The organism is Pseudaminobacter soli (ex Li et al. 2025) (assembly GCF_003012705.1).
GTDB classification, from domain to species: Bacteria; Pseudomonadota; Alphaproteobacteria; order Rhizobiales; family Rhizobiaceae; genus Pseudaminobacter; species Pseudaminobacter soli.
Genome location: NZ_PXYL01000002.1, coordinates 355,847 through 378,398 on the forward strand (window position 1 = coordinate 355,847; position 22,552 = coordinate 378,398).

The 22,552-nt window shown below is 64.1% G+C and carries 22 protein-coding genes; 9 read left to right on the forward strand and 13 right to left on the reverse strand.

Annotation, left to right across the window (positions count from 1 at the left end; genetic code table 11):
• Window positions 1-8 precede the first annotated feature (8 nt).
• The 5 genes from C7I85_RS05230 to C7I85_RS05250 form a co-directional block, all read right to left on the reverse strand.
• Window positions 9-1,022, reverse strand: coding sequence for a nucleoside hydrolase (locus tag C7I85_RS05230; protein ID WP_106722879.1), 1,014 nt, complete (start codon window positions 1,020-1,022; stop codon window positions 9-11).
• A gap of 15 nt (window positions 1,023-1,037) precedes the next feature.
• Window positions 1,038-2,030, reverse strand: a complete 993-nt coding sequence (locus C7I85_RS05235) for an ABC transporter permease (RefSeq protein ID WP_106722880.1) — start codon at window positions 2,028-2,030, stop codon at window positions 1,038-1,040.
• Entirely contained in the window at window positions 2,018-3,058 is a 1,041-nt protein-coding gene (locus tag C7I85_RS05240) for an ABC transporter permease (RefSeq protein WP_106722881.1), read from the reverse strand. Before C7I85_RS05240 ends, C7I85_RS05235 begins: the two co-directional genes overlap by 13 nt.
• Complete coding sequence (locus C7I85_RS05245; RefSeq protein WP_181257091.1) at window positions 3,055-4,617, reverse strand: ABC transporter ATP-binding protein; 1,563 nt, start codon at window positions 4,615-4,617, stop codon at window positions 3,055-3,057. Before C7I85_RS05245 ends, C7I85_RS05240 begins: the two co-directional genes overlap by 4 nt.
• A gap of 113 nt (window positions 4,618-4,730) precedes the next feature.
• Complete coding sequence (locus C7I85_RS05250) at window positions 4,731-5,735, reverse strand: BMP family lipoprotein (protein ID WP_106722883.1); 1,005 nt, start codon at window positions 5,733-5,735, stop codon at window positions 4,731-4,733.
• Between the two features lie 270 nt (window positions 5,736-6,005).
• On the opposite strand from C7I85_RS05250, the gene C7I85_RS05255 reads away from it, so the two are divergent.
• Both C7I85_RS05255 and C7I85_RS05260 read left to right on the forward strand, forming a co-directional pair.
• A complete protein-coding gene (locus tag C7I85_RS05255) occupies window positions 6,006-6,590 on the forward strand; it encodes an amino acid synthesis family protein (RefSeq protein ID WP_106722884.1) in 585 nt (194 codons plus the stop codon).
• Window positions 6,587-7,171 (forward strand): amino acid synthesis family protein, encoded by a 585-nt coding sequence (locus tag C7I85_RS05260; RefSeq protein ID WP_106722885.1) that lies wholly within the window; start codon window positions 6,587-6,589, stop codon window positions 7,169-7,171. Before C7I85_RS05255 ends, C7I85_RS05260 begins: the two co-directional genes overlap by 4 nt.
• 53 nt (window positions 7,172-7,224) lie before the next feature.
• On the opposite strand, the gene C7I85_RS05265 is transcribed toward C7I85_RS05260, so the two are convergent.
• Genes C7I85_RS05265 through C7I85_RS05275 form a run of 3 tightly spaced genes read right to left on the reverse strand, consistent with a single transcriptional unit; the run spans window position 7,225 to window position 9,712 of the window.
• Entirely contained in the window at window positions 7,225-8,427 is a 1,203-nt protein-coding gene (locus tag C7I85_RS05265; protein ID WP_106722886.1) for an amidohydrolase family protein, read from the reverse strand.
• A 55-nt stretch (window positions 8,428-8,482) separates the two neighbouring features.
• Window positions 8,483-9,013 carry a MarR family transcriptional regulator gene (locus C7I85_RS30895; RefSeq protein WP_181257092.1) on the reverse strand — a complete coding sequence of 177 codons (531 nt, stop codon included), beginning with the start codon at window positions 9,011-9,013 and terminating at the stop codon, window positions 8,483-8,485.
• Window positions 9,014-9,067: 54 nt separating this feature from the next.
• Window positions 9,068-9,712 (reverse strand): cysteine hydrolase family protein, encoded by a 645-nt coding sequence (locus C7I85_RS05275; protein ID WP_106722887.1) that lies wholly within the window; start codon window positions 9,710-9,712, stop codon window positions 9,068-9,070.
• Window positions 9,713-9,990: 278 nt separating this feature from the next.
• On the opposite strand from C7I85_RS05275, the gene C7I85_RS05280 reads away from it, so the two are divergent.
• Both C7I85_RS05280 and C7I85_RS05285 read left to right on the forward strand, forming a co-directional pair.
• A complete protein-coding gene (locus C7I85_RS05280) occupies window positions 9,991-10,833 on the forward strand; it encodes an NAD-dependent epimerase/dehydratase family protein (RefSeq protein ID WP_106722888.1) in 843 nt (280 codons plus the stop codon).
• A gap of 11 nt (window positions 10,834-10,844) precedes the next feature.
• A complete protein-coding gene (locus C7I85_RS05285; protein WP_106722889.1) occupies window positions 10,845-11,651 on the forward strand; it encodes an SDR family NAD(P)-dependent oxidoreductase in 807 nt (268 codons plus the stop codon).
• A 59-nt stretch (window positions 11,652-11,710) separates the two neighbouring features.
• On the opposite strand, the gene C7I85_RS05290 is transcribed toward C7I85_RS05285, so the two are convergent.
• The gene (locus C7I85_RS05290) at window positions 11,711-13,045 is read right to left on the reverse strand and encodes a PLP-dependent aminotransferase family protein (RefSeq protein WP_106722890.1); all 1,335 of its coding nucleotides are present in this window, start codon (window positions 13,043-13,045) and stop codon (window positions 11,711-11,713) included.
• Window positions 13,046-13,147: 102 nt separating this feature from the next.
• Between C7I85_RS05290 and C7I85_RS05295 the strand changes: the two genes are divergently transcribed.
• From C7I85_RS05295 to C7I85_RS05315, 5 genes are all read left to right on the forward strand, one after another.
• On the forward strand, window positions 13,148-14,110 hold the full coding sequence (locus tag C7I85_RS05295; protein ID WP_106722891.1) for a nitrate ABC transporter substrate-binding protein: 963 nt from the start codon (window positions 13,148-13,150) through the stop codon (window positions 14,108-14,110).
• A 35-nt stretch (window positions 14,111-14,145) separates the two neighbouring features.
• Window positions 14,146-15,033, forward strand: coding sequence for an ABC transporter substrate-binding protein (locus C7I85_RS05300; protein WP_181257093.1), 888 nt, complete (start codon window positions 14,146-14,148; stop codon window positions 15,031-15,033).
• On the forward strand, window positions 15,030-15,971 hold the full coding sequence (locus C7I85_RS05305; RefSeq protein ID WP_245444814.1) for an amino acid ABC transporter permease: 942 nt from the start codon (window positions 15,030-15,032) through the stop codon (window positions 15,969-15,971). The genes C7I85_RS05300 and C7I85_RS05305 overlap by 4 nt, the downstream gene beginning before the upstream one ends.
• Window positions 15,968-16,750, forward strand: a complete 783-nt coding sequence (locus C7I85_RS05310; protein WP_280954346.1) for an amino acid ABC transporter ATP-binding protein — start codon at window positions 15,968-15,970, stop codon at window positions 16,748-16,750. Before C7I85_RS05305 ends, C7I85_RS05310 begins: the two co-directional genes overlap by 4 nt.
• Window positions 16,751-16,904: 154 nt before the next feature.
• Entirely contained in the window at window positions 16,905-18,089 is a 1,185-nt protein-coding gene (locus C7I85_RS05315) for a M20 aminoacylase family protein (RefSeq protein ID WP_106722893.1), read from the forward strand.
• Window positions 18,090-18,141: 52 nt separating this feature from the next.
• Here the strand turns inward: C7I85_RS05315 and C7I85_RS05320 are convergent, their stop codons facing one another.
• The 4 genes from C7I85_RS05320 to C7I85_RS05335 form a co-directional block, all read right to left on the reverse strand.
• Entirely contained in the window at window positions 18,142-18,750 is a 609-nt protein-coding gene (locus C7I85_RS05320; RefSeq protein ID WP_106722894.1) for a DUF6969 family protein, read from the reverse strand.
• A gap of 455 nt (window positions 18,751-19,205) precedes the next feature.
• A complete protein-coding gene (locus C7I85_RS05325) occupies window positions 19,206-20,420 on the reverse strand; it encodes a YeeE/YedE family protein (protein WP_106723092.1) in 1,215 nt (404 codons plus the stop codon).
• A gap of 109 nt (window positions 20,421-20,529) precedes the next feature.
• Window positions 20,530-21,450, reverse strand: a complete 921-nt coding sequence (locus C7I85_RS05330; RefSeq protein ID WP_106722895.1) for a sulfurtransferase — start codon at window positions 21,448-21,450, stop codon at window positions 20,530-20,532.
• A gap of 265 nt (window positions 21,451-21,715) precedes the next feature.
• Window positions 21,716-22,549 (reverse strand): ABC transporter permease, encoded by an 834-nt coding sequence (locus C7I85_RS05335; RefSeq protein ID WP_106722896.1) that lies wholly within the window; start codon window positions 22,547-22,549, stop codon window positions 21,716-21,718.
• Window positions 22,550-22,552 lie beyond the last annotated feature (3 nt).

The following is a 22,552-nucleotide window of genomic DNA, read 5'->3' on the forward strand; positions in this document are numbered from 1 at the left end:
GCTGCCGCTCACGCTGCCCGCTCGTAGCGAGCGATGGTTTTCTTGAAGATGTCGAGGAAGCGCCGGCCGTCGAGGTCAGTGCCGATACGCGTGGTCTTGGGTCCGCCGCCGGGCAGGATCTGGAAGCCGCGATAGGCAACCGTCTGGCCGCGCGCGACGCTTCCGTCGGTCAGCACGTCGACGAAGAGCGGCTCGGTCAGCGTGGCAAGGCTGGGGTCGAAGGCCAGCGCAGCGGTAATCACGTCGTCGAGCGGGAAGCCGACCAGGCCGAAGAACTCGCGCCAGATGTCGATATAGATCGGGAACACGTCGGCGATCATGTCGAGGACGGGGTTGTCCTTCGCACCCGCCTGCATGTCGGCGATGTCGTCGCGCGTCAGCATGGAGGTGGCGACGCGGTTGTCCTCGCAGATGTCGAGCGGCACCAGGATCTTGCCGACCTCGGCATTGAGCACGATGCGCGAGGCCTCGGGGTCAGCCCAGATGTTGTACTCGGTCACCGGCGTGATGTTGCCGGGCGTCTGGAAATTGCCGCCGAGCACAAGCAGATTCTTCAGCGCCTTCGTTAGCCGCGGCTCCTGCAGCAGCGCCATTGCCGCGTTGGTCAGCGGGCCGGTGGTGACAAGAGTGATCTCGCCGGGATTGGACATCACCGTATCGATGATGAAGTCCACCGCGTGGCTGGGCGTTGCCTGCCGCTTCGGCGTCGGCGCCGGCGGATTGAATTTCTTCAGGCGATCACCGAAGCGCGCCGTGAGCTGCTTCTCGAAATGCACCGGTGCTTCCATGTCGGCCTTGGAATGGCCGACGATCGGCCGCCAGGCACCGGCATGGACTGGGATGTCGTCACGGCCGGCAAGCGACAGCGTGTTGAGCACGACATTGGTCACCTGCTCGATGGGGCCGGCCGCACCGGTCACGGTGGTGACGGCCTCCAGCTTGATGTTGGGGTTTGCCGCGGCAAACAGAACGGCGAGTATGTCGTCGCCGGCCGAATCCACGTCGAGAATAATGCGTTCCATTCGTCAAAAGGCCTTTCAGCGTGGGAGGGTCTTTTCCGGCTCGGCCGCCGGAGTCTTTTCGGCGGCCAGCAGCCGGCGCATGGTTTCCACGGTCTCGCGGATGATCTTGGGGCGGCTGCGGTAGGAGAGGGCGAACAGCGCCGCCAGTGCCACCAGATAAGGCACGGCGAGGATCAGGTAAGACGGGAAACCGAAGGTCTGGAGCCTGAGTGAGAAGGCGTCGGCAAAGCCGAACAGCAGGCAGCCGGCCAGCACCTTGAACGGGTCTCCATTCGAGAAGATCAGGATCGCCACCGCCATGAAGCCGCGGCCGGAAGACATGTTCTCGGTGAACATGGTGATGTAGCCGAGCGAAAGATGCGCGCCGGCAAGGCCCGCCAACAGACCGCACAGCAGCGAAGCGATGTAGCGGATGCGGGTGATCGAGATGCCAAGCGCTTCCGCCGCTTCCGGCTTTTCGCCGACAACGCGGATGTAGAGGCCAAGTCGCGTGCGCTTGTAGAAGAGGATCAACAGCGGCACGGCGAGGAAGGCGACATAGACCATGGGCGTGTAGCCCGAGATCAGCGGCGCCCACGATCCGAGCAGCGCCTTTGCTCCCGGGATCTGCACCTTGGGCAGTCCGACGATGCCCTGGCCGACGATCGAGCCGCGCGTGCCGAAGATGGCCTTCATCATCGAGATGGTCATGCCGCCGGCAAGGATGTTGAGCGCAAGGCCCACGACGACTTCATTGGCGCGGAAACTGACCACGAGCACGGCGAAGATCAGCGCAAAGACGAGCGCGGCGGCGACGCCGCAGACCACGCCCACAAACGCCGAACCAGACCAGATCGAACCGAGCACGGCGAAGAAGGCACCGACCAGCATCTGGCCTTCGAGGCCGATGTTGAAGATGCCGGCCTTGGTGGTGAAGGAGCCGCCGAGCGCTACCAACAGGATGGGCGCCGTTGTCCGTAGCATCGCGACGATGAGCGCGACGTTGACGAGATTGGCTAGAATTTCCATCGACGTTCCCCTGCGGTGCTGTCACCGCGACGCTTCATCAGAACCTGAGCCGACACGCTGAGGATGATCAGTGCCTGGATCACCGTGATGATTTCGCGCGAGGCGTTGGTGTCCACTTCGAGCAGCAGCGAGCCGCTGCGCAGAGCGCCGAAGAACAGCGCCGTGAAGATCGTGCCGATGGGCGAGCCGTTGGCGAGCAGGGCAGCGATCAGCCCGTCAAAGCCGAAGCCGGGCGCAAAGCCTTCCATGAAGCGGTGGTGCACGCCAAGCGTTTCGACGCCGCCCGCGAGCCCGCCGATAGCACCCGAGGCAAGCAGCACGATAAAGCCCTGGCGCTTGACATCGATGCCGCCATATTCGGCGAATTTCGGTGCCGAGCCGACCATGGAGGCCGAGTAGCCGCGCGCCGTGTGGCGGAACAGCCAGGCGACGGCAACCGCCAGCACCAGCCCGACGACCAGTCCCCAGTTCAGCCGGGAGAAGGAGAAAATCTCCGGCAGATACGCGCTTGGGAGGATTGGTGGGGTTTCGGACCAGCCGCCGGGACGCTTGAATAGGAAGATGGTGAAGTAGGAAGTCAGCAGCACCGCCACATAGTTGGACAGGATGGTGGAGACAACTTCGTTGGTGTTGTAGCGGGTACGAAAATAGGCCGGAATCGACACCCAGGCAGCACCTGCAAGTACGGCCACCACCAGCGCCACGATCATGTGCAGGCCGGATGGCAGCGGAAGCGCAAAGCCTACCAGCGCGGCGGCGAAGCCGCCAAGAAAGAGCTGCCCTTCGATGCCGACATTGAACATGCCGCCGCGCAGGCCCACGCAAGCCGCAACGCCGCAGATCAGGATCGGCGTCGTCTGCAGCAGGGTGCCGGCGATCTTGGCCTGGTCGCCGAAGGCGCCGCGAACCAGGGTCACAAAGACCTTCGCCGGGCTTTCGTCGACCATCAGGATGATGATGGCACCGATGGCCAGCGCCACCGCCACCGCGACGACCTGGCCGTAGAATGCGCGCAATCTGTCGCTCATAGGGCGAGCTCCCGTTCCTTGCCGGCGGGCTGAAGGCCCGCCATCATCATGCCTATGGTTTCGTCGGCGGCCTTGTCGCCCGCGACTTCGCCCATGATGCGGCCGTTGAAGAGCACGAGGATGCGGTCGGCGAGCGTCAGCAACTCATCGAGCTGGACGGAGATGACCAGCACCGCGCGGCCGGCGGCGCGCTGGTTCATGATCTCGCTATGGATTGCCTCCTGCGCGCCGATGTCGACGCCGCGCGTCGGCTGATCGATCAGCAGGAAATCCGGGTCATTGGTGAATTCGCGCGCCAGCACCACCTTCTGAATGTTGCCGCCCGACAGCCGCTTGACCGTGTCGTGCGGCCCGCGCGCGCGGATGTCGAAGCGCTTGATCATCGCTTCGGCTTCCTTGTCGGCGGCTTTCCAGTCCAGCAGGCCGCGAAGGCTCCATGGTGCCTTATGCTGCCGTCCCATCAGAAGGTTGGACGAGATGGAGGCGCCGCCGTCGACGCCGCGCACCATGCGGTCGCCGGGTACATGGGCGAAGCCGGCCTTGCGGATTTCGGCAGGCGCCAGCGTGGTCAGGTCGCGACCGTTGAGCCGTGCCTCGCCGTGGCTGGCAGGGCGCAGGCCGGCAAGCACTTCGGCCAGCTCCGTCTGGCCGTTACCGGCGACGCCGGCGATACCGACGATCTCGCCGGCGCGTACGGTGAAGCTCACGTCGCGCAGGGCAGGCAGGCGACGCTCGTCGCGGGCCCAGAGATTGCGCACGTCGAGCACGATCTTGCCATGGGTGGCCTCGCGGGGGCGCCGATCGAAGCTGACATCGCGGCCCACCATCATGCGCACGAGGTCGGCCTTGCTGAGCTCGGCAGTCGAGCGTGTCGCGACATGCTTGCCGTTGCGTAGCACCGTCACGGTGTCGGACACCTCCATCACCTCCTCGAGGTGATGCGAGATGAAGATCACGGTCATGCCTTCGGCCACGAAGCGCCGCAGCGTCTGGAACAGTTCGCGGCTTTCCTGCGGCGTCAGTACGGCGGTGGGCTCATCGAGGATGATGGTGCGCGCGCCGCGCACCAGAACCTTGAGGATTTCGATGCGCTGCTCGATGCCGACTGACAAGAGCCCTACGCGCTCGGTCGGATCGACCTTGAGGCCGACGCGCTCGGAAAGCCCCCGTGTCTTCTCGATCTGCGCGGCGTGGTCGATGAGGCCGTTACGGCCGATCTCCATGCCGAGGAAGACGTTCTCCGCCACCGACAGCGACGGCACGAGCTTGAAATGCTGATGCACCATGCCGAGCCCAGCGGCGATAGCCGCGGCCGGATCGGTAAAGACGACGTCCCCTCCGTCGATGCGGATCTTCCCCTCGTCAGGCTGCAGCAGCCCGAATAGGATGTTCATCAGGGTGGTCTTACCGGCACCGTTCTCGCCGATGATCGCGTGGATCTCGCCGCGGCGGACGGTAAGATTGACGTTCTCATTGGCGGTGAAAGCACCGAAGCGCTTGGTGATGCCAATGATTTCGACGGCGTTGTCTGCGGCCGCTGCCGAGGGAGCGTTCGACACGTGTGACCTCACGGTTGGTTGCGTCGCTCACCTGCACGGGTGAGCGACGTTTCGCAATCTCGAGCGGCGCCAGGCTAGGCGCCGCTACGAAGCTTCGAAAAGCCGAACCGACCTTACTTGGCCTTCGTGATCTCGATCTTACCGTCGACGATTTCCTTCTTGATCTCGTCGAGCTTGGCGGTGATCTCGGAGGGGATGTTCGCTGCGATGTCGTCGCAGACCTTCACCTCGACGCCGCCCGAAGCGAGGTCGAACGTGCGCGTGCCCGGGGTCACCTTGCGGCCTTCGACCTCGTCCTTGATCAGCGTGTAGACGGCGATGTCGCCGCGCTTGAGCATGCTGGCGAGCACGTTGCCCGGTGCCGAGCCACACATGTCGACATCGACGCCGATCGAATATTTGTCGGCGGCCGCACTCGCCTGCATCACGCCTTCGCCCGTCGGGCCTGCGACGTTGTAGACGATGTCGGTGCCCTGGCCGTAGAGAGCCAGCGCCAGCTCGCTGCCCTTGGCCGGATCGTCGAAGGTGCCGGCGAACACGGAGTTCACCTTGACCTCAGGGGCGGCATATTTCGCGCCCTGCTCATAGCCGCCGAGGAAGTTGCGGATGACCGGGATGTCACGGCCGCCGACGAAGCCGATGGCCTTGCCGTCGCTGATCTTGTCGAAGGAGCTGCCCTGGTTCTCGATCAGGCCTGCGAGCGCGCCAGCGACGAAGGAGCCCTGTTCCTCAGCGAAGTTGGCGTAGACGATCTTGTCGCTGTCGAGCACGCCGTCGATGAACACGAAACGCTGGTTCGGATAGGCCTCGCTGGCCTTCTGCAGCGCATCGACCAGCTCCCAGCCCATGACGAAGATGAGGTCGTACTGGCCGTCCTTGGCGAGGTTGGCGAACTGCTCTTCATAGTCGAGGGCGCGATTACCGGTGTCGACCAGCTTGAGATCGATGCCGAACTCGTCCTTGGCCCTGTTGAGGCCGTTGACGATCGAGACGCCGAAGCCCTGTGCGAAATAGCCGGAAATGGCGGCGACGGACACCTTGTCCTGCGCGCCGGCCGTGCCGATCGAAGCGGCGAGCATTGCGCCGGCAACCACGTATTTCTTGAACAAATTCCTCATCCCGTTCCCCATACGCTCCCTTGGAAACACTTATTTCAAGCCCGACGTGTAGCAGCCAGAAGCTACCCAATTTGTTGGTGCTCATATGACTTTATGAGTGGTCTAACAAACTGTCAATCGGGACGCGCGCGCCACCCACAGGGCGAATTACCATGATCGCATTGGGACGCAGCGTCCGCCGCTTGACAATCGTGGTCAATGTCTAATTGTTGCTACTCTAACAAGTTGGCCAAATCACTAGCGCGGCCGGCTTTCCCGGAGAGGACAAAAATGCCAGACATTCCAATCAAGAAACTCGTCGTCCAGGTCGAGGAAATATTCCATGAGGGCGGCCCGCGGACCGACAAACCGCTCAAGCGCGGTGCCGTCCTGGCAGTCATCGAAAACCCGTTTGCGGGCCGCTATGTCGAGGACATCGCCGGCTATATGGAGGAGCTGAAGCCGGTCGGCCTTACCATGGCGCGGCGTCTGCTTGACGCGCTCGGCGGCGATGCGTCAGAAATTGAGGCTTACGGCAAGGGCGCCATCGTCGGTGGTGCGGGCGAAGTGGAACATGGCGCGCTTTGGCACAATCCGGGCGGCTATGCGATGCGCGAGTTGCTGGGCGACACCAAGGCGATCGTTCCCTCCACCAAGAAGGTCGGCGGTCCGGGAGCTCGAATCGACATTCCGGTCGCACACGTCAACGCCGCCTATGTGCGCAGCCATTTCGATGCCATCGAGGTCGGCATCAACGATGCCCCGCGCGCCAATGAAATCGTGCTGGTTTTGGCCATGACGACCGGGCCGCGCATCCACGCGCGAGTCGGCGGTCTGGCGGCCAAGGACATCAAGGGCGAGGACGGCCTGAGATGAGCGCCGAGATTCGCCGTATCATCACCATCGTCGAGGAAACGCGAATCGAAGGTGGCCGCCCGGTCGATCCGCCGACGCGTCGCGCCGCCGCGGTGGCGGTCATTAAAAATCCTTATGCCGGCCAGTTCGTCGAGGACCTGTCGGAGCTCAGCGACATCGGCGAGCAACTCGGCGACATCCTGCCGCGTCGCGCGGTCGAGGCGCTCGGCATTCCTGGCGACACGGTCGAGAGCTTCGGCAAGGCAGCGGCAGTCGGCGCCAATGGCGAGCTTGAACATGCTGCCGCCATCCTGCATCCGAAACTCGGCGCTCCGTTTCGCGAGATACTGGGCAAGGGTGCGGCGCTGATACCGTCATCGAAGAAGCGCGGCGGCCTCGGCGTGCCGCTCGACATCCCGCTCGGCCACAAGGATGCTGCGAAGGTTCGCAGCCATTTCGACGGGATGGAAGTTCGCGTTCCGGATGCGCCGCGCGACGATGAAATTGTGGTTGCCATCGCCGTGACCGATTCGGGTCGCCCGCACCCTCGGGTCGGCGGCCTCGCCAAGGACCAGATCAAGGGCGAAGACGGCCTCGTCTGAGCTCCGAAAAGTTTCCGCCGCGATCCGGTTGGGTCGCGGCGGTAGTTGTTTCCTCAGGTGGTAATGACTGCCGGCACTCTCGCCGCGGGCGGCGTGTTGCGGCTGCGGTTGGTGCGCACCTGACCGTCGACCATAATCATGCCGATGCCCGGCAGGTTGCCGTGCGCGATGCTGTCGAGGAAACCGTCGCCAGCCCCGCCAAGTGCCTGGTCCATGAACACCAGGTCCGCTGCGCGACCGGGCGCGATGATGCCGCGATCGTCCAGCTTGCGGACACGGGCGATATTGCCGGTGGCAAAGCAGAAGGCGACTTCCGGCGCCACGCCGCTCAGCGACGCCAGCATGGTGATGGTGCGCAGGATGCCGAGCGGCTGCACGCCCGAGCCTGCCGGCCCGTCAGTGCCCAGGATGACGCGGGCAAGCTCGTTACGCTCCTTGGCGATCTCCAGCACCATGAGCCCGGTGCGCAAGTTGCCATTGTGGACGATTTCCAGCGCGCGCGTACTTTCTTCGCAGAGGCGGATGATCTCTTCGTCGGCAAGCGCCGTCGGGCCGCCATTGACGTGGGCGATCACGTCCGCGTCGACTTCGAGCACGACATCGGCGCCTATGCGGCCCGAGCCGGGGATGGACGGGCCGCCGGTATGCGTCATCGACGTCATGCCGTATTTGCGCGCCCAGGCGATCATCTGCCGGCCGGTAGGGCCGTCCTTCACGCCACCCAGGCCGACTTCACCGATGAGCGTCACGCCCGCTTCGGCGAGCTCGCGGAAATAGTCTTCGGTCATTCCCGGCTCGAGGATCGGTGCGCCGGCTATGATCTTCATGCCGCTCGGGCGGAAATTCGCGAAGCTGCGCTGCGCCGCAATCGCCAGCGCCTTAATGCCGACGAGATCGCGCGGCCGTCCGGGATAGTGGGCTTCGCCGGCCGAAATGACGGTGGTGACGCCGCCATGCAGCGTCGAGTCGAGCCAACCCATCTGATTCTGGCGCGGCGTCCAGTCGCCCGCGACTGGGTGGACGTGGTTGTCGATCAGCCCGGGGGTAACCACACAGCCCTGCGCGTCGATCACAGTCTTGGCGCCGTCAAGGTCGAGTTCCGCTGCCTTGCCGACAGCGCTGATGCGCTCGCCGGTACAAACGATGGTATCGGCATCCAGGATCGGGCTGGCGAGGTCGCCGCCCAGCAGCAAGCCGATGTTCTTGATGACGAGTTTGTCGCCGGCAACGGCGTGCCCATTCGGTTCAACCGACATTCACAGGTTCCTCTCTAACGTCTCTTGAAATGTCCCGGCGGCCGCCGTGGCGAGGTTAGTCCTCGCTGCCGATGCGATGCAGTAGCTCGAGAAGCGTGGCCTGTTCCTCCGGCGACAGCGGCGAAAGCAGCCTTTGGCCGACCTCCATGCTGCGCTCTAGCCGCTCGAGCGTGTAGTGCGCGCCAGCGTCTGTCAGCGTGATGATAGTCAGGCGCTGATCGGTGTCGGAATTGCTGCGCTTGATCAGCCCCTGCTTGAGCAGCTTGCGCACCACGATGCTGATGGTGGACGGGTCCATCGCCGTCAGGCGGCCGAGGTGGTTCTGCGAGACTTCGCCATAACGCAGAATGGTCGCCAGTGCGGCGTACTGCGTGGGCGACAGGTCTTCTCCTGCCATGACCTGCTGGAAGCACAGCGTTGCACGCTGATGGGCGCGGCGAACGAGGTGCGCCGGATGAGCGTCCAGGTCGTAGCCGGACTTTTCATAGAGGGCGACAGCGTCGACGCGGCTGATCGGCTTGGCGCGAGGTGACTTCCTTCGCGTGGCTTTGGCTTTGTCGGCCGTCGCTTCGCTGTCTGCTGTCACGTTGATCCCTTTCGTTTTTCTTTTCGCGCCCGGCTGCTCAAGTCCCGTCGATATCTATCCAGCGACGTTGAGATTCTGCAGAATTGCCCCGGAACGCAATGCCCCCACGACATGTTCGGCATCGCTTACGATGCCGAAATGCGTGGCGATGTCGTAGAGGCTGCTTTCCTGCTCGCGCGGGCCCGTAGCGGCGCAGCAATCAGACGGCACGACCACCTCGTAGCCATTGAAGAACGCGTCATGGACCGTCGAGCGAACGCAGATGTTGGTGACGACGCCGAAGATGACGAGTTGATCAACCAGCATGTCCCTCAGCGTCATGTCCAGGTCGGTCTGGAAGAAGGACGAATAGCGGCGCTTGATGATGTGGATCTCGTCGTCGCGCGCGCCGAGGTCCCCGATGATCTCAGTGCCCCAGGTGCCTTCCACGCAGTGAGGCGTGCGCTTAACCCATTCGCGGTCGCGGCGCATGTCGCGGCGGTGCGCATCGTGTACCCAGATCACCGGGGCGCCGGCCTCGCGGGCCGCTTCGATCACGCTCAACTGCGGCGGCACCAGCTTCTCATATCCCGGCAGGACCATCGCGCCGCCCGGCTTGCAGAACTCGTTGATCATGTCCACGACGATGACCGCTGTCCGCGCAGGCTCCAGCCGCATGGTGCCGTCGTGGCGATGCGACGAAAAGCTGTCCGTGTTCATGTGTGAACCTCCCGCAAGTGCCGATTGTTTGTGTACATACAAAAACCTTGCCGCGAGCGAAGTCAATCCCGCCAGTGGCGCGACGATGGCATAGGGCACCACTATCTTTGTCACCACGGACGAGGTCAGTTGTTGGAACGCGCGGCGGGCCATTGACAATCTTCCTGATTACGTCTTTCGAATTGTATGACCATCAATGATTTTGCGCCGGTGCTTTGGTGGCCGCCAGGTCTGTCCGCGAGCGCCGGTGGGTGTCGAGCCTGCCAAGAGGAGCCGAAATGAAAGTTGTCGTAACCGGGTCGAGCGGTCTTTTGGGGCGCCACGTTGCCGGGGTATTGGTACAGGCCGGCCACGACGTGCTCGGCATCGATGTGGTGTCGCCGGCGATTAGTGGTTGGCAACACGTGACGGCCGACCTGACCGATCTCGGCGCGACGCTGCAGCTCATCAACCGCTGCGATGCGGTGCTGCACATCGCAGCCATCCCGCGCCCGACCGGCCGTCCGCCGGCGGAGGTGTTTCGCACCAATCTCGTGGCCGCCTACAACGTCGTCGAAGCCGCGGCACAGGCGGGCGCGTCGCGTCTCATCTATGCCTCGTCCTTTAGCGTGCTGGGCTATCCGTTCGCCGAGAGGCTGCAGGCGCCACACTATCTTCCTGTGGACCAAAAGCACCCCATCGGCGCACAGGATGCCTATGGCCTCTCGAAATGGCTGGGCGAGGAAATCGTGGAAACAGCAGTGCGTCGTGGCGCCTTTTCGGCAGTCAGCCTGCGCATGCCGTGGATCCAGACCCCAGAGACTTTCTTCAAGGAAGTAGGCCCGCGACGGGAACTTGCCGATGCGGCACACGATCTTTGGAGCTATCTCGATGCGCGCGACGCCGCCGACGCCTTCCTCAAGGCGCTGGCGTGGCAGGGCGAGGGGCATCTGCGCACCTTCCTCAGCGCTGCCGACAGCTACGCCGAGGAGGAAACTGCTGAGTTGGTGGAAAAGGCTTTTCCGCGCGTGCCATTTGCTCGGCCGATTCCCGGTCATGGCGCGGTGATCGACAACGCCCATGCGCACGACACGCTCGGCTTCGAGCCGCGCCATTCCTGGCGTTCCTACAAGCCTGCCTGAAGGAGCAGAACATGAACCGCTTTGAGAACAAGGTTGTCATCGTCACCGGCGGCGCCGGCGCCATCGGCAGCGCGGCCGTCCGTCGTTTTCTCGATGAGGGCGCGCGTGTCGCCATCGTAGATCGCGACGGTGCCAAAGCCGAAGCTCTTGTCGCAACGCTCGGTGGGCGGACGCTGGCAATCGCCGCCGACGTTACCGACGAGGCAGAGGTGCAACGCGCGGTCGACAAGACCGTTGCCGCCTTCGGCCGCCTCGATGTGGTGTTCAACAATGCGGGCATCTCCGGCAAGGTGGCGCCGGTTCACGCGCTGCCGGTCGAGGACTGGGACACCATCGTCCGCGTCAACCTTCGCAGCATGTTTCTCGTGCTGAAGTCGGCGCTAAATGCCATGATCGACGACAAGATCGAGGGCTCGATCGTCAACATGGGCTCATCCATGGCGGGCTGGGACGTGCTTTCGGGTGGCGCGGGCTATGCCTCGACCAAGCATGGCGTCGTTGGCCTGACGCGCGTGGCGGCGCTCGACGCGGCGCCCTACGGCATCCGCGTCAACGCGATCTGTCCGGGTGTTATCGAGACGACGCTGGGCGTACCAGCCGCAGATCGGCAGGCCTATCAGGCCGGCATTCAGCGGTTCGCCGACCGGATTCCGCTACGCCGCATCGGCCAGCCGGAAGATGTTGCGGCTGCGGTCGCGTTCCTCGCCTCGGACGAAGCACGACACATCACCGGTGTGGACTGGCTGATCGACGGCGGCCAGACGCTGCAGAGCTGGGCAAACGCGCCTGAGGCGGATGCCTATCCACGGCACAGATAACCTGTCTGTGGTTCGCGCACACCACGTGTGACCCGACTATTGCTCTTGGCTGGCGAGTACTACCCAAATGGTCGGCTTGCCAGCGCGGCCGCCGAGGCGACCTCTGCGATCTGTTGCTCGCTCAATATGCTGGTGGCGATCCGCACGGCCGAAAGCGGCCGAGGGGAGAATTTCGAGCCGGGGGCAACGGCAATTCGGCGGGCCGCCAGCGTCACCATGGCGAAGGGTTCCGAGGGCACCGGCAGCAGGCAACACAGGCCGCTGCCGCCCGGCGGCGTGATGCCTTCCGCTGCCAGGGCCTCTCCGAATTCTCGCGCGCGCTCGTGGTAGATGCGGCGCGTGAGGTCGAGTTGGACTTGCGTCTTCTCGTCGTTCAGCAGCCAGGCCACGGCCGATTGCAGGATGCGGCTCGTCCAGCCGGCGCTGAAGCTGCGGTAGGACTGGATCTGCTCGACGATTGAAGACGAACTTGAAAGCACCGCAAGGCGCATATCCGGACCCAGCGTCTTGGAATAGGACAAGATATGTATGACGCGGTCGGGGAAGCGATTGCCGAGCGTCAGCCGTGGCGTGAGTGCGACATCAGCTACGCCGTCATCCTCGATGATCAACGTGTCGCTTCCTTCCAGTACGTCGCCCAGCGCAGCCATGCGCGCGGCACTCACGCAATGGCTCGTCACCGAATGGATGCGCGGCTGGAATAGGAAGGCCGCCGGCTTCTGCGCCAGCGCCTCGGCCAGCGAGACTGGTAGCGGTCCCTCGCGATCGCAGGCGACGGGAATGATCGGCACGCCGAGGTCTTCCAGGATGTCCAGTAGGCGCATCGCCGTGGGGTCCTCGATCGCCACAGGCGCGTCGTGTGGCACCAGCGCGTGGAGAAGCGTGTAGACGGCATTGTATCCGCCATTCGTGGCGAGGAAGGCCCCGGGCTCGTAGGGCCAGTCGCGCCGGGCGGCTTCCTCGAGTTCGGGCAGGATGCGCGTGCGGTCGTAGCTGTTCAGGTTCTCCGCTTTCGCGCCGTGGCGGAGCGCCTCCTCGAGCGACGGCAGCAGCGTCACGTCGGGAACGGCCTTCGACAGATCCAGCACGTCAGGGCCGTAATTGCCGAAGCTCGCCAGCCGCTCCGGCTTGGCCACGAAGCGGTCGCCGCTCACCCAGGTTCCGTTGCGGCCGCGGCCCGAGATGATCTTCTGCCTGCGCAGGTCGCTCCACGCTTCCGAGATCGTCGCGGGGCTGACGCCCAGCGCATAGGCGATATCGCGCACCGGTGGCAGCTTGGCGCCGACGGGCAGGGTCCCGCGCCGGATCAGCATCGCCGTGTCGCGCGCTATGCCGCGCGTGCTTCGATCTTCCAGCCTGTCGGCGAACCAGGAAGTGGGGAAGTCGAGCGCCATGAGAGAATCCTCAATTTAATGTTCAGTAACGTCATAGCGTTTGATCGGGCAAAACTGAACATTTAGTTTGCCGCCCGCAATAGCAATTTCAAGGAAGTGAGAATGACGATCACGCTGCGGCTCGCCGTGAGGGATTGGGACTATCTGACGCCGCTGGTCCTGGGTGATGTGCGCTCGTCCCGGCTGGAACTGATCGTGGATCGCGTCGGCACGCTGGTTTCGGACCTGCGCCACGACGAGGCGCATGACGCAGCCGAGATGTCCTTCAGCCGCTACACCTCAATGTGTGCCGACGGTGAGGGCGGTGTCGTAGGCATTCCCAACTTCATCATGCGCGGCTTCCGTCATCGCTGCGTCATCACGCGCGCCGACAGCCCGATCGTCAGCTTCGACCAACTCGCCGGCAAGAGGATCGGCGTGACCGGCTGGCGCGATTCCGGCAACACCTGGACGCGCGCTGCGCTACGCCGCGAAGGCGTCGGCGTCGAAGATGCCTACTGGTACGCTGGCCGGCTCACCTCGGCGCATCCCATCGTCGACCGGCTGGACGGCTTCGGTCGCCCGGGCCGCATCGAGGCGATGCCGGGCGAGCGGCCGATGATGGAATTGCTTGGCGAAGGTTGGCTGGACGCGGTCTTCACACCCTTCATGCCGGACGGCTTCTTCGGCAGGAATTCCGGCTTCCGCCAGGTGCTGGCGGATTTCCGTGGCGCCGAGCGGGACTATTTCAACGCCGTCGGCTACGTGCCGGGCATGCATCTCGTCGGCATCAAGTCGGAGATCGTCGAGGAGCATCCGTGGATCGCGCAGGAGCTCAGCGACCTGATCGACGAGAGCCAGCGCATGTGGACGACCAAGCGTCGCAAATATGCCGACACCAGCCCGTGGGTGATCGACGAGTTGCTCCAGGCGGCGCACGACCTGCCGGAAAGCTGGATCGACAGCGGCCTCGCGGCCAACACGCCGATGATCGACGACTTCGCCGACGAACTTCACGCCCAGGGCATACTTTCGCGCAAGCTGACGGTGGAAGAGCTCTTCCCCTTCTTCGCGGCGCAGGCCTGAGCGGCATTCAAATTCGATTCTTCAGGGAGATGATAATGTACAAGAAATCCATCCTCGCCGCGGCTTTCGCCGTTCTGCTGGCCCAGACGGCATTCGCCGAGGAAGCAAAAATTCCGGAGCAGAGCGTAAACGAGACGCTGCGCGCCCGCCTGCCGGAGGAAATCGTCAAGGCCGGCCGCATGGTGGCGGTCAACAATGGTTCTTTCCCGCCCTATGAGATCGTGACCGGCACGGAGATGACCGGCGCGAGCGCCGAGATGACCGACGCTCTCGGCCAGCTTCTCGGCATCAAGATCGAGCACGCCACGGTGGGCGGCCTGCCGGCCCTGCTCAGCGGCATCAATTCCGGCCGCTATCAGCTCGCCTTCGGCCCGGTGGGCGATTTCCCCTCGCGCGAGGAAGCCAACGACTTCGTCGACTGGGTGAAGGAATATGTCGTCTTCGCCGTCCAGAAGGGCAATCCGGAAGGTATCGTTTCGCTGGACACGGCCTGCGGCAAGCGCATCGCCGTGATGGCCGGCGGCTCGGCCGAAAAGGTCATCAAGGCGCAGGCGGAGAAGTGCGCGGCCGACGGCAAGGGCGCGATCGAGGTGCAGTCCTTCACCGACCAGCCGACTTCCATCCTGGCCGTACGCTCCAAGCGCTCGGATGCCTTCTTCTCGTCACAGGCTCCGCTCACCTATTTCGTGCAGCAGGCCAACGGCCAGCTCGAGCTGACCGGCACGGGCCAGAAGAACGGCTTCGACGACCTGTTCCAGGGCGCTGTGGTGCCGAAGGGCTCGCCGCTCGGCGAAGTGCTGCGCGACGGCGTCAAGGAACTGATGGATAACGGCACCTATGCCGCCATCATGAAGAAGTGGGGCCTTGAGAACAACATGATCGATGCCCCGGGCATCAATCTCGCCGGGAAGGCCGCGAAATGAGCACGCTGTCGGCTCCCGGAAAGGAAGAGGGAGCCCGCATGGATGCAGACCTTTACGACGTAGCCCGGGCGCATCATCCGTTCCGCCCGGGGCGGCTGCTCCTGTGGGTGGTGGTTCTCGCCGTCGCGGCGAACTTCGCCTACATCGTCGCCAACAATCCGAATTTCGGCTGGCCGGTGGTGGCCGCCTATTTCTTCGACCCCACGGTCATCCACGGGCTCTATGTCACGCTAGGACTGACGGTGGTTGCCATGGCTATCGGCATTGCGCTCGGCCTTTTGCTGGCGATTGCGCGGATGTCGAGTGACAGGCTGGCCAGCTCCGTATCCAGCCTGTTCATCTGGTTCTTCCGGGGCACGCCGCTGCTGGTCCAGCTCATCTTCTGGTACAATCTGTCGACGCTGTTTCCGGAAATCTCCATCGGCATTCCGTTCGGCCCCACCTTCGCAAGCTGGAACACCAACGATCTGATATCGCCGGTGACAGCGGCCATCGTCGGCCTGGCGCTCAACGAGGCGGCCTATATGGCCGAGATCATCCGCGGCGGCCTGCTGTCGGTCGACAAAGGCCAGGCCGAAACGGCCGAAGCCTTTGGCATGACCCGGGCTCGGGCGCTGCGTCGCATCATCATCCCGCAGGCCATGCGCTCCATCGTGCCGCCCACGGGCAACCAGCTTATCAGCATGATCAAGGCAACCTCGCTGGTTAGCGTGATTGCGATGGCGGATCTGCTTTATTCCGTCCAGTCGATCTACAACCGCACCTTCGAGGTGATGCCCATGCTGCTGGTGGCAGTGCTGTGGTATCTGTTCATCACCTCCATCCTGAATGTCGGACAGAGTGCCATCGAGCGCCACTACAATCGCGGCGAGCGCGACGCGGCCGTGCGCAAGGACGACGCGGCGGAAAAGGCAGTGCAGCAGGAGGACGCCCGGTGACCACGTCAAGCATCGACCAGGCGCCGCTGGTTCGCGCCCGGAACGTCCACAAAGCTTTCCATCATGTCGAGGTGCTGAAAGGCATCGATCTCGACGTGAAGGCAGGCGAGGTGGTCGTTATCCTCGGGCCTTCCGGTTCGGGGAAATCCACCTTCCTACGCTGCATCAACCGGCTCGAGACCATCGACAAGGGTTCTATCTTCGTCGATGGCGAACAGATCGGCTATCAGCTCAGGAACGGCAAGCTACAGCCGCTGTCCAACCGTGCCATCGCTACCCAGCGCAGCAAGATCGGCATGGTGTTCCAGCAGTTCAACCTCTATCCGCACATGACCGTTCTGCAGAACGTCATCGAGGCGCCGATCGGGGTACATGGCCGCAGCCGCGACGAGGCGATCACCGAAGCGCGCGAGCTTCTGGCCAAAGTCGGCATGTCGCACAAGGTCAACGCCTATCCGCGCCAGCTCTCGGGCGGACAGCAACAGCGCGTGGCGATTGCACGCGCACTCGCGATCCGGCCGACGCTGATGCTGTTCGACGAGCCGACCTCTGCGCTCGATCCCGAGTTGGTCGGCGAGGTGCTCACCACCATGCGCAGCCTGGCCGACCAGGGCCTGACCATGATCGTCGTCACCCACGAGATCGGCTTCGCGCGCGAGGCCGCAGACCGCGTGGTGTTCATGGATGGCGGGCGCGTCGTGGAAGAGGGGTCGCCGGAAGCCGTGCTGGAAAACCCCCGGCACCCGCGCACCCGCAGCTTCCTCAGCCGCTTCATCTAGAGCATTTTGAAGCCAGACGGAATCGTCTGGCGTCGCACAAATGCAGCTAAGAAAACGGATAGAGCGGCGGCATAGCATTCGTCAGAATGCCCGTCGCTCTGACGCAGAGAATATGAGAAGGAGAGCTCGTCATTCCGTGGCGAGTCGCTAGACAATGCAACAATCGAACTTTGCCTCCCTTGCCGATTTCGAAGCCTCGAAGGCGTCCCTGAAGGAAATCCGCCAACATCTCCACGCCAACCCCGAACTCTCCTTCGAGGAAGAGAAGACGGCCGCCTTCGTTGCCGAGAAACTCGAGGCTTGGGGCTACGAGGTGACGCGCGGCGTCGGCGGCCATGGCGTCGTCGGGCGGCTGCGCGTAGGCCAAGGCAATCGCAGCATCGCCATCCGCGCGGACATGGACGCCCTGCCTATCCACGAAGCGACTGGCCTTCCCTATGCGAGCAAGGCACAGGGCAAGATGCATGCCTGCGGCCATGATGGCCACACCACCATGCTGCTCGGCGCTGCCGAATATCTGGCGCGCACCAAGAATTTCGAGGGAACCGTCAACCTCATCTTCCAACCGGCCGAAGAGGCGGGCGTGCCGAGCGGCGCGCAGAAGATGATCGACGACGGCCTGTTCGAGCGCTTCCCCTGCGACGCGATCTTTGGGCTGCACAACCATCCCGGCGCCCCGGCGGGCAGCTTCCTGATGCGCTCCGGGCCGCTGATGGCCTCGTCCGACACCGTCGTCATCACAGTGCGCGGCAAGGGCGGTCACGCTTCGCGCCCGCATCTCACCATCGATCCGGTGATGGTTTCGGCCAGCCTCATCATGTCGTTGCAGACGATCGTGTCGCGCAATGTCGACCCGACCGAGACGGCCGTGGTGACGGTGGGCTCGATCCATGGCGGCGAGGCCTCCAACGTGATCCCCGAGAGCGTCACGCTGACGCTCAGCGTGCGCTCCTTCTCGCCAGCGGTGCGCGACCTGCTGGAGCGCCGCATCCGTGACCTCACCGCCACGCTCGCGGCGTCCTACGGCGCAACGGTGGAGATCGACTATCAGCGCGGCTATCCGGTGGTGGTCAATTCTGCTGACGAAACGGAGTTCGCGACCGAGGTGGTGAACGAACTGGTCGGCGCGGAGAATGTGTCCGTCTGCCCGCTCATTCCAGGCAGCGAAGACTTCGCCTGCTTCCTCGAGCACAAGCCGGGCTGCTTCCTGCGGCTGGGCAACGGCGTAGACTCGGCGATCCTGCACAACCCGAAATACGACTTCAACGACGACAGCCTCGCCGTCGGTGCCGCCATGTGGGCGCGGCTGGCGGAGCGCTTCCTGTGGCGGCCGCGGTAAGACTGAAGGTCAACCGATCACCATGCCATCAGGGCAGCCGGCACCGGCTGCCTCAAACGCCTAGGCCCTCGGCCGTTCGGCGCAGATCGACGGCAAGCTCGGACGTCATCTCCTGCGCGCGATCCTCGCGGGCGGGCTTTCCGTCTGGAGACGTGTGGGCGGCCAGAACTCGGTCGCGCTCGCGGATCAGGCCGGCGATATCGTCGGCATAGAGCGCGATCACGGCCGCCAGCCAGCGGTTCACCAGATAGGATGGCCGCGCGAAATGCGGGTCGAAGCGTGGCAGAAGGGCGATCGTGCCTTCGGCGTCGAGCCATTCGTCGCCCACGACCCACTGGTTGACGGTGAACAGCCGTATCAGCTGGCCATAGGCATCGACCCCGATCGCGACGAGATGGTGGATCGGGCCCTTGGGTCCGTCCGGCTGCACGAAGCAGTGAAAATGACCATGCTCAGCCTGGCCATCCTGCGGTGGATGGCTGTGGTAGTACCACTGCGCTCCGGTCTCCGGATCGAACACGTCGCCGGCCGGAAAATGTTCCCAGGCGGCGACGGACTTCGCTTCGCGCAGCGTTTCCAGAAGCACGTTACTGGCTGATTTCGCCAGCACCTGCTCGCAAAAGAGCGCCTGTCGTGCCGCCTGCGCCTTTGCCTCGTCCATCGTCGCGGGTCTCCGGGCTCAGCTTGCCTATTGCGGCTGTGCCGCGCAAGGGGAAGCCGGGGCTGCAGCACATGGCGAGGCGGCTGCGCGCGGAGAAGCAGGCGCGGCTGAACAGGGGGAAGCCGCTGCACATGGCGCCGGCGCGGGACTGCATGGAGCGGCGGCTGCGCAGGGGCTCGATGCTGAGCAAGGCGACACTGCCGAGCAAGGCGAGACTGCCGCACATGGGGATGCAGCAGCACAGGGCGATGCAGCCGCGCAGGGGCTTGCCGCGCTGCAGGGCGCAGCAGCGCTACACGGATTCGCTGCACCGCATGGATTGCCTGCCGCGCTCGAGGCCGCAGGCGCCGCGACGGCCGGGGCGGCCTTTGGTGCGGCGAAGCGATAGTGGTCCACCGCGACCGCCGAGGTGGCGGCGAGGAAGGCGGTACCGAAGAGGAGTGTGTTGCGCGCGCTCATTTCTTGTTGAATCCGTCGAGGCCAAACAGGGGACGCAGCGCGACGCCGCCGAGGCTTCCGGCGAAGGCCGAGGCGAACCAGAGCCAGCCATGAACGCTGCCCGAAGCGATGCCGGAAAACAGCGCTCCGACGTTGCAGCCGAAGGAAAGCCGCGCGCCATAGCCCATTAGTACGCCGCCGATGGCCGCCGCCAGGAACGAGGCGAAAGGCACATGCACCTTCGGCGCGAATTTTCCGGCAAGGCCGGCGGCAAGGGCGGCACCCAAAATGATGCCGAAATTCATCACCGAGGTGACGTCGGCCAGCACGCTGGAGCCGAGCGCCTTGGCCGGTCCCGGCCAGTTCCAGAAGGCCCAGGTCTCGACCGGAAAGCCGACGGCCTGCGCCATCTTGGCTCCCCATAGTCCGAAGCCGAAGGTGACCGACCAGGGGTGGCCCGCCGTTACCAGAGTGGCGATGTTGAGCGCGGCGAGGCCGAGGCCGGCTGCGAATAGCGGCCACGGACCTTGCAGCAGCCGCGCGAACCCATGCTTCGAGGAGGGTTTCACCTCTTCAAGGCTGCCATGAGTGCGGCGCTCGATGAGCACGGTGATCGCCGCGACGGCACCGAGGCCGGCCAGCGTCACTATTACGCCGCCGGGCACGCCAAGTGCGCTGCCAAGGCTGATCTGCTGCAGGGAAGGCTGCGCCAGCCACCAGGGCAGGTGCGCCGTGCCGATAACTGCCCCGACGATGAAGAAGATCAGCGTGACCAGCATGCGTGCGCTGCCGCCGCCGACGGTGAACAGCGTGCCCGATCCACAGCCGCCGCCGAGCTGCATGCCGAGCCCGAACATCGCCGCGCCCACCAGCACCGAAATGCCGACCGGCGCGAATGCGCCCGAAAGCGCCTGCCCGTTGATGCTGCCTGCGGCCAGCAGAGGAATGAACACCACGGAAGCCGCCGCAATCATCAGCATCTGCGCGCGGATTGCGCGGCCGCGCCGCTCCACCACGAAGCGCCGCCAGCCGCCGGTGAAACCGAAGGAGGCGTGATAGAGCGTCATGCCGAGCAGGCCGCCGATGAGGAACAGAAGCGCCTGGCGAGGGCTGATCGCCTCGCCGAGGGCAAGTGCTCCGAGCACGAAGGCGAGGACGGCCACGACGACCGGCCCCTTGTCGAGGTTGAAGCGCGCGGCCGGCGCGCGCAGTGCTGCGTTGATTTCAGTCATGGTCTGGTCGGGCACGAATTTGCGGATGCGGATTGCGCAGTCCGTTCAAAATAAGATGTCCAGGATCGCTCCCGGACATCTCGGTCATCTCGAACTGGCGCGGCGAGGCTCACGAGCCGGGCTGCACGGGGCGCTCGGGATCGGCCGCCCATTCGGCCATCGAGCCGTCATACATCTTGGTGTTCTTGTTGCCTTCGATCTCGCTCAGGCCGAACCACACGACCGAAGCCCAGTGGCCTGTGTTGCAGAAGGCGATGTTCTTCTCGTCATTTCCGAGACCTACCGCATTGGAAAGCTTGGCGACTTCTTCCTTGGAGGCGAAGGAAGCCTTGTTGGTATCGTAGAGCTTGCTGTTTTCCAGGTTCACGGCGCCGGGAATGGTGCCGGCGATGCGCACGACCGGGCTCTTGGCCTCGCCCTTGAACTGCGCGGCGGGGCGGCCGTCGACCAGCTTGGTGCCTTCGGCGCGTGCCTGCTCGACATCGGCCGTGGTGGCCAGCAGCTCCTTCCGCAGCTCGCCGGTAAAGCTGGCGGGCGCCGGCTTCGCGGCTTCAGTCGAGAGCTCGCCGCCAGCGGCCTCCCAGCCGCGTTCGCCGCCGTCGAGGATCGAGACGGCGTCGTGGCCGAGCACCTTGAAGGTCCAGTAGACGCGGGTCGCGCCGCCGAACTCGGAGGAATCGGTGCCGTTCGGCACGATCACAACATGGCTGTCGTTGCTGATGCCCAGCGCGCCGATGGTCTTGCTGATCTGGTCGACTGCCGGCAGCATGCCAGGCACGCCGTTCACTTCCGCGCGCCAGCCGGCGGTGGAGTAGGGGGCGTTGACGGCGCCGGGCACATGGCCCTTGTCATAGGGGTTGCCTTCCTTGTCGGCGTCGCGGATGTCAATTACCACAAGGCTCTTGTCGCCAAGATGGGCCTTCAGCCAGGCGGCGTCGACAAGCGGCTGGTCGGTCAGGCGTTCGGCCTGGGCTCCGGTGGCGAAGGTCAGGGCAGCTCCCAAGGCTGCGGCGAAAAAGGAAAGGCGCATCGACTGCTCCTGATGTTTTGGAAAAGCGTTCGATGGCACTTATAGGCGCGCCGGGAACGCCAAGCATGGCAAGCGTTCTTCAATCTCTGGAAGACATTGGAAGAAACTGCCCAATGTGACGCAATAATTGGAAGGAATTTTCATCTGGAATGTATGCCGGCGAACGGCGGAGCATAAATCATCCGAATCCGCGGCAGTTGCCCATACGAAAAGGCCGTTCGCCTTGCAGCGAACGGCCTTGATACTTTTTAGGCTTTGAGGTGCCTCAGGCTGCCTTTGCCACCCGCGCGCGCTGCCAGCGCCACAAGTCGCGGCCGAGGATGCCCAGGACTGTCAGCGAGATCAGGATCACCGAGATCGCCGCGATCGCGGGATCGATGTTGTCGCGCATGCCGTTCCACATCTGGCGAGGCAGGGTGACGACGTTGAAGCTGGTGATGAACAGCGTCACCGAGATTTCTTCCCAGGAGAGGATGAAGGCGAAGAAGGCGGCCGAGATGATGCCGAACCTGGCATTGGGCAGAATGATCCAGAAAATCGACTGCCACAGTGAAGCGCCCAGGCCGCGCGCGGCCATGTCGATGCGCCTGTCGATCTGGCTGAGTGAAACCATGAAGGTGACCAGTGCAAAGGGCGTTGCCACTACGACATGGGCCAGGATGACGCCGCCGATGCTGTCGAAGCCGATCCAGGGCGCGATGTCGATCAGCGAGGTCTCGAAGAAGTAGAGGATGATTGCCGACACAACCGGCGGCATCACCATGGGCAGGAACACCAGCGCGGCCAGCATCGTCGAGAAGCGGTTGCGCACATACCAGAGCCCCAGCCCGAACATCACCGCGAACATAGTGGCGATGGCGGCGCTTGCCAGCGCAATGCCGAGGCTGAGCTTGATGCTGTCGAACCAGACCGGGTTGGTAATCAACGCCTCGTAGTGGCGCAGCGACCAGTTGCCCTTGGGCATCGAGAGATAGCGCGCGCCGGTGAAGGATACCGGTACGATGGCCAGGAGCGGCATCAGCAGGAAGGCGATCGTGAGATAGACGATAGCTGCGCTGACGCGGCCGGGCTTGTCGGTGCTGTTCGGGTTGGCGCTCATTGA

What these genes read in the sequence shown, in the direction of transcription:
- C7I85_RS05230 (WP_106722879.1), bottom strand. Translation starts at nt 1,022, where the DNA reads ATGGAACGCATTATTCTCGACGTGGATTCGGCCGGCGACGACATACTC.
- C7I85_RS05235 (WP_106722880.1), bottom strand. Translation starts at nt 2,030, where the DNA reads ATGGAAATTCTAGCCAATCTCGTCAACGTCGCGCTCATCGTCGCGATG.
- C7I85_RS05240 (WP_106722881.1), bottom strand. Translation starts at nt 3,058, where the DNA reads ATGAGCGACAGATTGCGCGCATTCTACGGCCAGGTCGTCGCGGTGGCG.
- C7I85_RS05250 (WP_106722883.1), bottom strand. Translation starts at nt 5,735, where the DNA reads ATGAGGAATTTGTTCAAGAAATACGTGGTTGCCGGCGCAATGCTCGCC.
- C7I85_RS05255 (WP_106722884.1), top strand. Translation starts at nt 6,006, where the DNA reads ATGCCAGACATTCCAATCAAGAAACTCGTCGTCCAGGTCGAGGAAATA.
- C7I85_RS05260 (WP_106722885.1), top strand. Translation starts at nt 6,587, where the DNA reads ATGAGCGCCGAGATTCGCCGTATCATCACCATCGTCGAGGAAACGCGA.
- C7I85_RS05265 (WP_106722886.1), bottom strand. Translation starts at nt 8,427, where the DNA reads ATGTCGGTTGAACCGAATGGGCACGCCGTTGCCGGCGACAAACTCGTC.
- C7I85_RS05275 (WP_106722887.1), bottom strand. Translation starts at nt 9,712, where the DNA reads ATGAACACGGACAGCTTTTCGTCGCATCGCCACGACGGCACCATGCGG.
- C7I85_RS05280 (WP_106722888.1), top strand. Translation starts at nt 9,991, where the DNA reads ATGAAAGTTGTCGTAACCGGGTCGAGCGGTCTTTTGGGGCGCCACGTT.
- C7I85_RS05285 (WP_106722889.1), top strand. Translation starts at nt 10,845, where the DNA reads ATGAACCGCTTTGAGAACAAGGTTGTCATCGTCACCGGCGGCGCCGGC.
- C7I85_RS05290 (WP_106722890.1), bottom strand. Translation starts at nt 13,045, where the DNA reads ATGGCGCTCGACTTCCCCACTTCCTGGTTCGCCGACAGGCTGGAAGAT.
- C7I85_RS05295 (WP_106722891.1), top strand. Translation starts at nt 13,148, where the DNA reads ATGACGATCACGCTGCGGCTCGCCGTGAGGGATTGGGACTATCTGACG.
- C7I85_RS05300 (WP_181257093.1), top strand. Translation starts at nt 14,146, where the DNA reads ATGTACAAGAAATCCATCCTCGCCGCGGCTTTCGCCGTTCTGCTGGCC.
- C7I85_RS05305 (WP_245444814.1), top strand. Translation starts at nt 15,030, where the DNA reads ATGAGCACGCTGTCGGCTCCCGGAAAGGAAGAGGGAGCCCGCATGGAT.
- C7I85_RS05315 (WP_106722893.1), top strand. Translation starts at nt 16,905, where the DNA reads ATGCAACAATCGAACTTTGCCTCCCTTGCCGATTTCGAAGCCTCGAAG.
- C7I85_RS05320 (WP_106722894.1), bottom strand. Translation starts at nt 18,750, where the DNA reads ATGGACGAGGCAAAGGCGCAGGCGGCACGACAGGCGCTCTTTTGCGAG.
- C7I85_RS05325 (WP_106723092.1), bottom strand. Translation starts at nt 20,420, where the DNA reads ATGACTGAAATCAACGCAGCACTGCGCGCGCCGGCCGCGCGCTTCAAC.
- C7I85_RS05330 (WP_106722895.1), bottom strand. Translation starts at nt 21,450, where the DNA reads ATGCGCCTTTCCTTTTTCGCCGCAGCCTTGGGAGCTGCCCTGACCTTC.
- C7I85_RS05335 (WP_106722896.1), bottom strand. Translation starts at nt 22,549, where the DNA reads ATGAGCGCCAACCCGAACAGCACCGACAAGCCCGGCCGCGTCAGCGCA.